Source organism: Streptomyces sp. NPDC002054 (genome assembly GCF_040296685.1).
Classification (GTDB): domain Bacteria; phylum Actinomycetota; class Actinomycetes; order Streptomycetales; family Streptomycetaceae; genus Streptomyces.
This window is the reverse complement of the sequence record NZ_JBEOXT010000026.1, coordinates 16,184-27,151: the sequence shown is the minus strand read 5'-3', so window position 1 is coordinate 27,151 and position 10,968 is coordinate 16,184. Positions and strand designations below refer to the sequence as shown.

The 10,968-nt window shown below is 73.1% G+C and carries 11 protein-coding genes; 5 read left to right on the top strand and 6 right to left on the bottom strand.

Translation table 11 applies throughout. From position 1 onward, the window contains the following. Positions 1 to 162: 162 nt before the first annotated feature. Complete coding sequence (locus tag ABT123_RS23210) at positions 163 to 1,002, bottom strand: siderophore-interacting protein (RefSeq protein WP_351317816.1); 840 nt, start codon at positions 1,000 to 1,002, stop codon at positions 163 to 165. Positions 1,003 to 1,058: 56 nt separating this feature from the next. Beyond that, positions 1,059 to 1,964: a 5'-3' exonuclease gene (locus tag ABT123_RS23205; RefSeq protein WP_351317997.1), complete on the bottom strand. Its 906-nt coding sequence runs from the start codon at positions 1,962 to 1,964 to the stop codon at positions 1,059 to 1,061. A 163-nt stretch (positions 1,965 to 2,127) separates the two neighbouring features. Here ABT123_RS23205 and ABT123_RS23200 point away from each other — a divergent pair, with 163 nt between their 5' ends. From ABT123_RS23200 to ABT123_RS23190, 3 genes are read left to right on the top strand one after another with little or no spacing between them, the layout of a single operon-like run. Then, entirely contained in the window at positions 2,128 to 2,721 is a 594-nt protein-coding gene (locus ABT123_RS23200) for a helix-turn-helix domain-containing protein (RefSeq protein ID WP_351317814.1), read from the top strand. Between the two features lie 9 nt (positions 2,722 to 2,730). After that, positions 2,731 to 3,456 (top strand): helical backbone metal receptor, encoded by a 726-nt coding sequence (locus ABT123_RS23195; protein ID WP_351317812.1) that lies wholly within the window; start codon positions 2,731 to 2,733, stop codon positions 3,454 to 3,456. Positions 3,457 to 3,510: 54 nt separating this feature from the next. Beyond that, positions 3,511 to 4,179, top strand: coding sequence for a signal protein (locus ABT123_RS23190; protein ID WP_351317810.1), 669 nt, complete (start codon positions 3,511 to 3,513; stop codon positions 4,177 to 4,179). Positions 4,180 to 4,200: 21 nt separating this feature from the next. Here ABT123_RS23190 and ABT123_RS23185 read toward each other — a convergent pair whose 3' ends face one another. After that, entirely contained in the window at positions 4,201 to 5,310 is a 1,110-nt protein-coding gene (locus tag ABT123_RS23185) for a TDT family transporter (RefSeq protein ID WP_351317808.1), read from the bottom strand. 70 nt (positions 5,311 to 5,380) lie between these two features. On the opposite strand from ABT123_RS23185, the gene ABT123_RS23180 reads away from it, so the two are divergent. Further along, positions 5,381 to 6,307 carry a LysR family transcriptional regulator gene (locus tag ABT123_RS23180; RefSeq protein ID WP_351317806.1) on the top strand — a complete coding sequence of 309 codons (927 nt, stop codon included), beginning with the start codon at positions 5,381 to 5,383 and terminating at the stop codon, positions 6,305 to 6,307. A 51-nt stretch (positions 6,308 to 6,358) separates the two neighbouring features. Here ABT123_RS23180 and ABT123_RS23175 read toward each other — a convergent pair whose 3' ends face one another. The 3 genes from ABT123_RS23175 to ABT123_RS23165 form a co-directional block, all read right to left on the bottom strand. After that, positions 6,359 to 7,075 carry a gamma-glutamyl-gamma-aminobutyrate hydrolase family protein gene (locus ABT123_RS23175; RefSeq protein ID WP_351317804.1) on the bottom strand — a complete coding sequence of 239 codons (717 nt, stop codon included), beginning with the start codon at positions 7,073 to 7,075 and terminating at the stop codon, positions 6,359 to 6,361. A 42-nt stretch (positions 7,076 to 7,117) separates the two neighbouring features. Continuing rightward, positions 7,118 to 8,575 carry an ethanolamine permease gene (eat, locus tag ABT123_RS23170; protein WP_351317802.1) on the bottom strand — a complete coding sequence of 486 codons (1,458 nt, stop codon included), beginning with the start codon at positions 8,573 to 8,575 and terminating at the stop codon, positions 7,118 to 7,120. Positions 8,576 to 8,706: 131 nt separating this feature from the next. Then, entirely contained in the window at positions 8,707 to 9,480 is a 774-nt protein-coding gene (locus ABT123_RS23165) for a FadR/GntR family transcriptional regulator (RefSeq protein WP_502971025.1), read from the bottom strand. A gap of 113 nt (positions 9,481 to 9,593) precedes the next feature. On the opposite strand from ABT123_RS23165, the gene ABT123_RS23160 reads away from it, so the two are divergent. Beyond that, the gene (locus tag ABT123_RS23160; protein WP_351317800.1) at positions 9,594 to 10,967 is read left to right on the top strand and encodes a glutamine synthetase family protein; all 1,374 of its coding nucleotides are present in this window, start codon (positions 9,594 to 9,596) and stop codon (positions 10,965 to 10,967) included. Position 10,968 lies beyond the last annotated feature (1 nt).

Genomic DNA, 10,968 nt, shown 5'->3' with positions numbered 1-10,968 from the left:
CGTGCTGCGCCCGAATCCTGGGGCTGCGCCCCGATCTCCTGTCGGGCTGCGCCCGAATCCTGGGGCTGTGCCCCGGCCCCGTGCCGGGCTGTGCCCGAAGCCCGGGGCTGCGCCCCGGCCCCATCCCGGGCTGCGCCCGGTGGCGGGTTCACCCCCGGAGGGTTACGCCGGGGAGAGGGTTTCCTGTTCTGCTTCGACCTGGGCGTTCCAGTCGCGCTTGATCGCGCGCCAGCTTTCGTCCGTCTCGCCCAGGCGCCAGTAGCCCGAGATCGACATGCGTTCGCGGGCGATGCCGCGGTCCGCGCGGAGGTGGCGGCGGAGTTCCTTCACCACGCCCGCCTCGCCGTGGACGAAGGCCTGGACGTCCGTGGACGGGAAGTCCAGGGAGGTGATCGCCTCCAGCAGGGCCTCGCCGACCGGGCGGCCACGGCGGTGCAGCCACACCGGGGTCACCCCGTCCGGGGTGGCGATCAGCTGTTCGTCGGCCGGGCCGTCGACCTCGACGAAGGCGTGCACCCGGGCACCGCGCGGGAGCCGCTCCAGCGACGCGGCGATGGCCGGAAGTGCGCTCTCGTCGCCGGCCAGCAGGTGCCAGCCGGCCGCCGGGGCCGGGGCGTACGCGCCGCCCGGCCCGAGGAAGTGCACGGTTTCGCCGGGGACCGCCCGGGCCGCCCACGGCCCGGCCAGGCCCACGTCGCCGTGCACCACGAAGTCGATGGTCAGCTCCCGGCTCGCCGGGTCCCAGGCGCGCACCGTGTACGCCCGCTGCCGCGGCCACTCCTCACGCGGGTGCGTGCTGCGGATCTCCTCCAGGTTCCACGGCTCGGCGTACTCGACGCCCTCCGGGGCGAACAGGAGTTTCACGTAGTGATCGGTGTATTCACCCGCACCGAACCCGGACAGTCCGTCTCCACCCAGGACGATCCGCACCATGTGCGGGGTCAGCCGCTCACTGCGGACGACGACTGCGGTGCCGACTGTGCGGCCGGGTCCTGATGCCACGGCTGTTCTCCCCTGACTCCCCAGATACTTAGGATTGCCTAAGTTAAGTTAGCACCTCATCGGCGCAAGGAGGCGCTCAGACGGGAAACTGCTCCTCCAAGACCCCACCGGTGGACCAATGCGTCGACCATGTCCGGATTCACCGGAGCCGTCGGCAAGGACGGCTCGAATGCCGGGAGCGGGACGTCCACGGCCACCTTGACCACCTTCGGCGCCACCGCCAGGTACGGCCGCGCCTCGTCCAGCCGCTTGCGCTGCGTGGGGGTCAGCTTCGACTTCGGGTCGTCCACCGCGGCCATGATTCCGGCCAGATTCCCGTAGGCGTCCAGCAGCTTCGCCGCCGTCTTCTCGCCGATGCCCGGTACGCCCGGCAGGCCGTCGCTCGGGTCCCCGCGCAGCAGCGCCAGGTCCGCGTAGCCGGAGCCGTCCACCCCGTACTTCTCGCGGAGTACCGCCTCGTCCGTCAGCTGGAGGGTGCCGACCCCCTTGACCGGGTACAGCACCCGCCGCTGCCGCGCATCGTCCACCAGCTGGTACAGGTCCCGGTCGCCCGTGACGATGTCCACCGGGCCGGTGGCCCGTGCCGTCAGGGTGCCGATGACGTCGTCCGCCTCGTATCCCGCGACCCCCACCCGGGCGATCCCGAACGCGTCCAGCGCCGCCTCGATGATCGGCACCTGCGGGGCCAGGGTGTCCGGGGTCTCCTCCACGTCCGGCCCGGTCTCCGTCTCCACCGCCACCCGGTGCGCCTTGTACGTGGGGATCAGCTCCACCCGCCAGTGCGGTCGCCAGTCCGCGTCCATACAGGCCACCAGATCGTCCGGCCGGTGGTCGTGCACCAGCCGCCCGATCATGTCCAGCAGTCCGCGTACGGCGTTCACCGGAGTGCCGTCCGGGGCCTTCACGGAGTCCGGGACGCCGAAGTAGGCCCGGTAGTACAGGGAAGCGGTGTCGAGGAGCATCAGACGGCGCGGTGTCACTGGGTTCATGGGGCCGATGATGCCGTACCCTCCGCCGGCCCCGGAGGAGTGCGGTCCGCTCGTGCGGGAGAAACCGCGGGCCGATGCTGCGTAAGGTGCTTACAACACACCGATGTGCGACGGACAAGGGGAGGGCAGCCCCGCGATGGACGACAGGGAAAAGGAAAAGGACGCCAAGGAAACGCTTCGGGTGGGTGTGGCCGTACGGAAGCGGCGACGCGCGCTCAAGCTCACCCTCGCCGCCGTGTCGGGGCGCAGTGGACTCTCGGTCCCCTTCCTCAGCCAGATAGAGAACGAGCGCGCCCGGCCCAGCATGCGGTCCCTGGAGCGGGTCGCGGACGCGCTGGAGACCACCGCCGTGGAACTGCTGGCGGCTTCCGACAGCGCGCGCACGGTGGACCTCGTACGGGCCGCCGACGCCGGCGGCCTGGAACCGGTCGCGGGAGTCCGGGCGCTCGTCCGCGGCCATCACCAGCTGCACGCGCTGGAGTTCACCGGCGACCAGGACGCCGGCCGCGAGTACCAGCACCGCAACGACGAGCTGATGTACGTGGTGGCCGGCGCCTGCCAGGTGGAGGCCGAGGGGCGGGCCTACCGGCTGGAGAGCGGCGACGCACTGTTCCTCTCGGGCGGGGTCCGGCACCGCTGGCGGGCCACCACCGAGGACACCCGGATCCTGGTGGTCGCGGTCGGCGAACACATCCACGCCACCGCCGAGCCGCCCTCGCCGGGGCACTGAGCCGTGGGTGTGAGGGCGGTCCCGCGGGTGGTGTCGCTGGTGCCCTCGCTGACCGAGGCGGTCGCGGAGACCGGGCCCGGCCTGCTGGTCGGGGCCACCGACTGGTGCTCCCACCCGGCCGGGCTGGACCTCGTACGGGTGGGCGGCACCAAGAACCCGGACCTGGCGGCCATCACGGCGCTCCGCCCGGACCTGGTCGTCGCCAACGAGGAGGAGAACCGGGCCCCCGATCTGGCGGCGCTGCGCGCGGCCGGGCTGGAGGTGCTGGTGACCGAGATCCGCGACCTGCCGCAGGCCCTGCGCGAACTGGACCGGCTGCTGGTGGGTGCCCTGGGGCTGCCCCGGCCCGGCTGGCTGGACGCCGCCGAGGAGGCCTGGACGGGGCTCGCGCCGGCAGGGGAGTGGCGGGCCTTCGTGCCGGTCTGGCGGCGGCCCTGGATGGTGCTGGGCCGGGACACCTTCGCGGGGGACCTGCTCGCGCGGCTGGGGGTGCGGAACGTGTACGCGGGCCATGCGGAGCGGTACCCGCGGGTGCCGGCCGAGGAGCTGGCCGCGGCCGGCTGCGATCTTGTGGTGCTGCCCGACGAGCCGTACCTCTTCACCGCGCAGGACGGGCCGGAGGCCTTCCCCGGCCTGCCCGCAGCCCTGGTCAGCGGCCGTCACCTCACCTGGTACGGGCCCTCGCTCGCCGAGGCTCCGGCGGTCCTGGCCGCGGCCCTGCGCGCGGCGCGCTGACCCGGCGGACGACCCGGCCGACGCCGGGGTCGGGCCCCCTCGTACGCTGCCCGGATGCGTATCCGCCGATCCTCCACCCGGGCTCTGCTCGCCTGCCTGGCCGGGCTGCTCGCCGCCGGCTGCACCGCGACCGCGCCCGCCGGGCCGGGCGAGTCCGCGCCCAAGCGGGCGGCGGAGACCTCCCGCGAGACCGGGGCCGCACCGGCCGCCACCGCCGGATCGGGCGGTCCGCTCGGCGCCGAGCAGGTGCAGAGCCGCTGGTGGAGCTGGGCCGCGGCAAGTCCCGCGGGGTCCAATCCGGTCCGTGACCCCGACGGCACCTTCTGCGCCGAACACCAGCCCGCCGACGTCTGGTTCCTGGCCGGCAACTTCGGCGGCGAGAGCCGCCGCAGCTGCTCGGTGCCGGCCGGGCGGCCCCTCGTCTTCCCCGTCGTCGCCTTCGCCGGCACCCAGGCCGAGTGCGCGGGGGCAGCGGCCCGGGCCGAGGGAACGGCGACCCTCGACGGCAGGCCGGTGGAACTGGTGCGCCACGGGCCGACCCCGATCCGGTTCACCGGTACGGAGGACAACCCCGTCACCCGGGAGGCCGGTACGTTCACCACCCAGTCCTGCGGCCTCTGGGCCCGGCTGGATCCGCCGGCACCCGGCCAGCACGCCCTGGCTTTCACCGGCACCTTGGGCGGGCTCCGGATCCGGGTGGAGTACGCGCTCCGGATCGGCTGAGCCAGGGGAGCCCGGCCGGGCTCAGGCCTGGCGGGGCAGCAGCCGGCCGGCGGCCAGGCCGCGGAGGGTGTGGGTGGCGGCGGCGAGCCAGGCCACGACCAAGGCGGCGAACAGGGCGGTGGCCAGCCAGGAGTAGGCGGTCAGGCCGGTGTGCCGGGCCAGGCCGGCCGCGCCGGTGACACAGGTGCCGACCGGGAAGGTCAGGGCCCACCAGGTCATGGCGAACCCCATGCCGTTCCGGGCGGCCCGGACCAGCATCGCGGTGGACAGGGCGAGCCACAGCAGGGCGAATCCCATCACCGGCACCCCGTACACCACGGCGAAGGCGCCCAGGGCACCCGCGTAGGGGGCTCCGATGGCCTGGGGGGCCATGTCGGCCAGCTGGTTGACCGCGGTGGTGGACTGGCCGAGCGGGCCGAGCACCAGGAACAGGGTGGGGGTCAGGGCCAGGGGCAGCGGGCCGCTGACGATCAGCCGGCCGAACACCAGGGGCAGCATGAGGAGGACGGCCAGCAGGCTGATCCCGAACATTGCGTAGCAGGCGAGCAGCAGGGACTCCTGGGCCTGGCCGGCCGGCAGGTGGGGGATCAGCAGCGGTCCGACGGCGGCGGAGACCATGGGGGCGACCAGGGGCAGCAGCCACACCGGGGTGGCCTGGGAAGCCTCGACCTTGTGCCGGACCACCATCAGGTAGGGCACGGCCACGGCCATCAGCAGGCCTATCGCGGTGCCGGCGGTGAACAGCACCGCATCCACGGCGACGGCCGCGGGCTCCCCGATCAGGTCCTTGCCGACGATCAGGGTGCCGGCGCCGACGGCCAGCAGGGCCATCGCCAGACAGCCGTAGAAGGGGGCCACGGCCGGGTCGAGGAGGTGTGCCCGGGCCTGGTCGCGATGGTGCAGCCAGTGCCCGGAGCGGGCGAGCAGCACCACGGCGAGCACCAGCGCGGACAGGGCCCAGACGATCTGGCAGGCCACCCGCTGGCCGGGCAGCTGGTACGGGAGGGTCGCTCCCGCATTGGCGATGATCGCCGTGCCCATGACCGAGGCGTACCAGTTGGGGCCGAGGTGGCGGAGGGCGGGGAGGGTGAGGTGCCGCTGGGGGTGGTGCGGCTGCACGATGGTGGCCATGGATCAAGCGTCCGACGGACCGGGGCACGGCGGCAGAGGTCATTTTCCTATGAGGCCATAAGCTGTATTTATGTCTGAACGCGTGGAGAGTCCGCAGGTCCCGCTGTCGCACCGGGTGCCGGACCTGGGTGCCCTGGAGCTGCTGCTGGCCGTGGCCAGGGTGGGCAGCCTGGGCGGGGCGGCCCGCGAACTGGGCATCACCCAGCCGGCGGCGAGCAGCCGCATCCGGGCCATGGAGGCGCGGCTGGGGGTGGCCCTGGTGGACCGCTCGCCGCGCGGCTCCACCCTGACGGCCGAGGGCGCGCTCGTCACGGACTGGGCCCGGCGGATTGTGGAGGCGGCCGAGGCGTTCGACGCGGGAGCGCAGGCGCTGCGCGGACAGCGCGACTCGCGGCTGCGGGTGGCCGCCAGCATGACCATTGCGGAGTACCTGCTGCCGGGCTGGCTGATCGCGCTGCGGGCGGCGCGGCCGGACACGGCGGTGTCGCTGCACGCGGGCAATTCGGCCACGGTGGCGGAACGGGTGCTGGGGCACGAGGCCGACCTGGGCTTCGTGGAGGGCCTGGCCGTGCCGGACGGGCTGTCCTCCGCGGTCATCGCGCGCGACCGGCTCGTGGTCGCGGTCGCCCCGGCGCATCCGTGGGCCCGGCGCAGCGCTCCGGTGCCGGCGGCGGAGCTGGCCGGGACCCCGCTGATCCTGCGCGAGTTCGGATCGGGCACCCGGCAGGTGCTGGACGCCGCGCTGGCCGGGGTGGGCGGGCTGGCGGTGCCGCTGCTGGAGCTGGCCTCGACCACCGCGGTGAAGGCGGCGGCGCTGAGCGGGGCGGGGGCGTGCGTGCTGTCGGAGCTGGCGCTGGTGGAGGAGCTGGCCTCGCGCCGGCTGGTGGAGGTGCCGGTCGCGGACACGCGGCTGGAGCGGGCGCTGCGGGCGGTGTGGCCGACCGGATCCCGGCCCGCCGGGCCGGCCCGCGACCTGCTCTCCCTCACCCGCGGCTGACTCCGGCGCGCCCCGGATCCTGCCGGGGTGCGCCGGGGTCACCCGGGGGCGTCAGCCCACCGGGGCGGGCACGCGGGAGGCCGGGACCCGGGAGGCGGCCCGGACCAGGCCGGCCATCACCCGGGTGTCCGTGCCGCGCTCCGGGTGCCACTGGACGCCCACCACCCACGGGTCGCCCGCCAGCTCGATCGCCTCCACCGTGCCGTCCACGGCGTGCGCCGAGACCACCAGATCGCGGCCGAGCACGTCCACCGCCTGATGGTGGTACGTCGGCACCTCCGCCTCCTCCGGCACCAGCGCCGCGTACCGGGTGCCCGGGACCGGGCGGACCGGGTGCGAGGTGACCACGCCGTTGCCCGCCGAGTGCCCGTCGATGTGCTGGATCAGCGTGCCGCCCAGCGCCACGTTCAGGGCCTGCATGCCGCGGCAGATGCCGAGCATCGGTACCCCCTCCGCCACCGCCGCACCGATCAGGGAGAGCTCCCACTCGTCCCGCTCCGGCATGCCCGGGACGGTGCGCGGGTCGCGCCGGGCCCCGTACCGGACCGGGTCCAGATCGGGGCCGCCCGCGACGACCAGGCCGTCCACCCGGCTCAGCACCTCCGCCGCCGACTCGGATGCGTCGGGCGGCAGCAGCACGGCCGCGCCGCCCGCCGCCTGGACGAGCCGGTGGTACCCGATCGGGGAGAGGACCGCGGGGACGTCCCACACGCCGTAGCGGGTGGACGGCTCCACGTAGGTGGTGATGCCGATGAGCGGCCTGGGCACGGTAGTTACCTCCACAGGGGGTGAGACGGGAGCGGGAGACGGTCAGTCGCGGGCGAGTTCCGCCTCGGCTGCAGCCAGGGCGGCGAACTCCTCCTCCGGAGCCGAGGCCACCAGGTGGTGCCGACTGTAGATCGCGAAGTAGGCGAGGGCGACGGCGTACACGGCCAGTGCGATGAATGCCGCGTCCTTGTCCACCAGGAAGGTGGCGACCAGCGCCGACAGGGCGAGGACCAGGGCCGTGGCGGAGGTCAGCACACCGCCCGGCGTGCGGTACGGCCGGGCGAGGTCGGGCTCGCGGCGGCGCAGCACGATGTGCGAGAGCGCCATCAGCGCGTAGGAGATGGTCGCGCCGAACACCGCGATGTTGAGCATCCGGGCGCCGTTCCCACTGGCCGCGGCCAGGGCGAAGCCGAGCGCGCCGGGGATGACCAGGCCCAGGTACGGGGCCTTCCGGCGGGAGGTCAGCGACAGGAACCGCGGCAGGTAGCCGGCCCGGGAGAGGGCGAACAGCTGGCGGGAACCGGCGTAGATGAGGGAGAAGAAGGAGGCCACCAGGCCGGCCAGGCCCGCGTAGTTGACGAACCGGCTGAGCGCGGTGGGGCCGCCGTCCCCTTCCAGGGCGACGACCAGCGGGTTGCCGGCGGCCTTGATGGCGTCCGCGCCCTGCGCTCCGGTCGCCGCGAAGAAGGTGATCAGGGCGAGCAGCGCGAGGATGCCCATGGAGATGGCGAGCGCCTTCGGCATGGACCGGACCGGGTCCTTGGCCTCCTCCGCGGCCAGCGGAACCCCCTCCACGCCGAGGAAGAACCACATGGCGAAGGGGAACGCCGCCCAGATGCCGAGGATGCCGAAGGGCAGCCAGGAGGAGGAGCCGGCCGCGGCGGTGTCGACCGCGATGTCGTCCAGTCCGCTCGCGTCGAACTCGGTGAACGCCCCCACCGCGAAGATCAGCAGCGCGGCGACGGCTATGGCGGTGACCACCAGGGAGAAGCGGAGGGCCTCGCCCACGCCCCAGAGGTGCACCCCGATGAAGATCACGAAGCAGCCGAGGTAGACCGGCCAGCTTGAGGTGAGGCCGAACAGGCCCAGGGATTCGACGTAGTCGCCGATGAAGATGACGATCGCGGCGGGGGCCAGGATGTACTCGATGAGGATGGCGGTGCCGGTCAGGAAGCCGCCCCAGGGCCCGAGCGCCCGCCGGGCGAACCCGTAGCCGCCGCCCGCGGTGGGAAGGATCGCGGAGAGTTCGGCGAGCGAGAAGACCAGGCAGGCGTACATGGTGCCCATCAGCACGGTGGCGATGGCGAGGCCGCCGAACCCGCCCTCCGCCAGGCCGATGTTCCAGCCGGAGAAGTCGCCGGAGACGACGTACGCCACGCCGAGGCCGGTCAGCAGCAGCCAGCCGGCGCTGCCGCGCCGCAGGGTACGGCGCTCCAGATAGGTGGATTCGGGGGAGGGAGCCGGGGATACGGGTGGCGCGGGTGCGATGTCGTCGGCCATGTGCGCTCCTGCCTGGGCAATGGTTGTGGGGCGTACCTTTGCGCCAGTGGGGCGGAACGCGCAAGACCCTTGCGTAAAACAGCGGTTACGAAAACCTCCCCGTGACCTGTTCAGTGACCTGCTCGGGCGGCTCAGGCGAGGAATCCGCGCAGCAGCGCCGCCGTGCCGCAGCAGTGCTCCCGCATCACCTCGCGGGCCCCCTCGGCGTCCCGCTCCAGCACCGCCTCCACCAGGGTGCTGTGCTGCTGCTGCGAGTGTTCGAGGTTGCGCACCAGCAGGGGGATGCAGTCCAGCAGGTCGTTGACGGTGGCCCGGACGGCGGCGTACTGGGCCGTCAGGGTGGCGGACCCGGCGAGCTCGCACAGGGTGAGGTGGAACAGGGTGTCCTGGCGCCGGTACTCGGTCAGCGGTGCGTCATGGGTGGCGGCCAGCGCCCCGCGCAGCCGGGCCGCCGCCGGGGCGGTCAGCCCCTGGGTGGCGCACAGTCCGGCGGCGCCCACCTCCAGCACCTCGCGGAAACGCAGCACGTCCTCGATGTCCACCCCCGCCACCCGGCGGCGCAGCTCCTCCTCGGCGGCGCCGGCCGGGGTGTCGGGCCGGGGGAGGACAAACGTTCCGCCGTACCGGCCGCGCCGGGCCTCCACCAGCCCCTGGTCCTGGAGCACCTTCAGGACCTCCCGCAGGGTGACCCGGCTGATGCCCATCCGCTCGGCCAGCTCCCGTTCCGCCGGCAGCCGTCCACCGGCCGGCACCAGGCCCAGCCGGACCACCTGGAGGATCTGCTGCAGGGCCTCCTCGAAGCCGTTTCCCGCCCGCACCTGGCGGAGCACCGGGTTCAGCCGCTCGAGCGCCCCGCCCTCGACCGCCCCGCCCGTCATGCCTGCTGTGTCTGCTGTGTCCGTCATGTGGTCGCCTCCCCTGTTCCCCGAAGCTTCTCAAAGGTTCCCGAAGACTCTTCCCAAGTAATGGTTCCATTCAATACCTTAGGCGTCCTCGGCTCACCGAAGGAGAGATTCCCGTGGTAGACCGCAAGCCGCCGCTGGCGCCCGAGGAGCTCCGTGCCCTCGTGGACAGCGGCGAGATCGACACCGTCGTCCTGGCCTTCCCGGACATGCAGGGACGGCTCCAGGGCAAGCGGTTCGCCGCGCCCTTCTTCCTGGACGAGGTCATGGGCCACGGCACCGAAGGGTGCAACTACCTCCTGGCCGTCGACACCGACATGAACACGGTCGACGGCTACGAGATGTCGTCCTGGGACCGCGGCTACGGCGACTTCGCCATGCACCCCGACCTCTCCACCCTCCGCCGGGTCCCCTGGAACGAGGGCACGGCGATGGTCATGGCCGACCTCGCCTGGCACGACGGCACCCCCGTGGTCGCCGCCCCCCGGCAGATCCTGCGCCGCCAGCTCGACCGTCTCGCCGCCCTCGGCTACACCGCCCAGGTCGGCACCGAGCTGGAGTTCATGGTCTTCCAGGACACCTACGAACAGGCCTGGAACTCCGGCTACCGCGGCCTGACCCCGGCCAACCAGTACAACATCGACTACTCCGTCCTCGGCACCGGCCGCATCGAGCCGCTGCTGCGCCGCATCCGCAACGACATGCGGGCGGCCGGCCTCACCGTCGAGTCCGCCAAGGGCGAGTGCAACCTCGGCCAGCACGAGATCGTCTTCCGCTACGACGAGGCCCTGGTCACCTGCGACCAGCACGCCGTCTACAAGACGGGGGCCAAGGAGATCGCCGCCCAGGAAGGCGTCTCGCTCACCTTCATGGCCAAGTTCGACGAGCGCGAAGGCAACTCCTGCCACATCCACCTCTCGCTCACCGATGCCGACGGCCGCAACGCCATGGCCGGCGACGGGAGCGGCCCGGAACACGGCATGTCCGAGGTCATGCGGCACTTCCTGGCCGGCCAGCTGGCCGCGCTGCGGGACTTCTCCCTTCTCTACGCCCCGAACATCAACTCGTACAAGCGTTTCCGGCCAGGATCCTTCGCCCCCACCGCCGTCGCCTGGGGCGTGGACAACCGGACCTGCGCCCTCCGAGTGGTCGGCCACGGCCGGTCCACCCGCTTCGAGAACCGCCTCCCCGGCGGCGACGTCAACCCCCACCTCGCCGTCGCCGGCCTGGTCGCAGCGGGCCTCTACGGCATCGAGAACCGCCTCGAACTGCCCGCCCCCTGCACCGGCAACGCCTATACCGGCGACTACGCGCACGTCCCCACCACCCTGCGCGAAGCCGCCGAACTCTGGGAGAACAGCGAGATCGCCAAGGCCGCCTTCGGCCCCGAAGTGGTGGCCCACTACCGGAACATGGCCCGCGTCGAACTCGACGCCTACGACTCCGCGGTGACCGACTGGGAACTGCGCCGCTCCTTCGAACGACTGTGAG

What these genes read in the sequence shown, in the direction of transcription:
- eat (WP_351317802.1), bottom strand. Translation starts at nt 8,575, where the DNA reads ATGGCCGACGACATCGCACCCGCGCCACCCGTATCCCCGGCTCCCTCC.
- ABT123_RS23200 (WP_351317814.1), top strand. Translation starts at nt 2,128, where the DNA reads ATGGACGACAGGGAAAAGGAAAAGGACGCCAAGGAAACGCTTCGGGTG.
- ABT123_RS23180 (WP_351317806.1), top strand. Translation starts at nt 5,381, where the DNA reads ATGTCTGAACGCGTGGAGAGTCCGCAGGTCCCGCTGTCGCACCGGGTG.
- ABT123_RS23185 (WP_351317808.1), bottom strand. Translation starts at nt 5,310, where the DNA reads ATGGCCACCATCGTGCAGCCGCACCACCCCCAGCGGCACCTCACCCTC.
- ABT123_RS23165 (WP_502971025.1), bottom strand. Translation starts at nt 9,480, where the DNA reads ATGACGGACACAGCAGACACAGCAGGCATGACGGGCGGGGCGGTCGAG.
- ABT123_RS23190 (WP_351317810.1), top strand. Translation starts at nt 3,511, where the DNA reads ATGCGTATCCGCCGATCCTCCACCCGGGCTCTGCTCGCCTGCCTGGCC.
- ABT123_RS23205 (WP_351317997.1), bottom strand. Translation starts at nt 1,964, where the DNA reads ATGCTCCTCGACACCGCTTCCCTGTACTACCGGGCCTACTTCGGCGTC.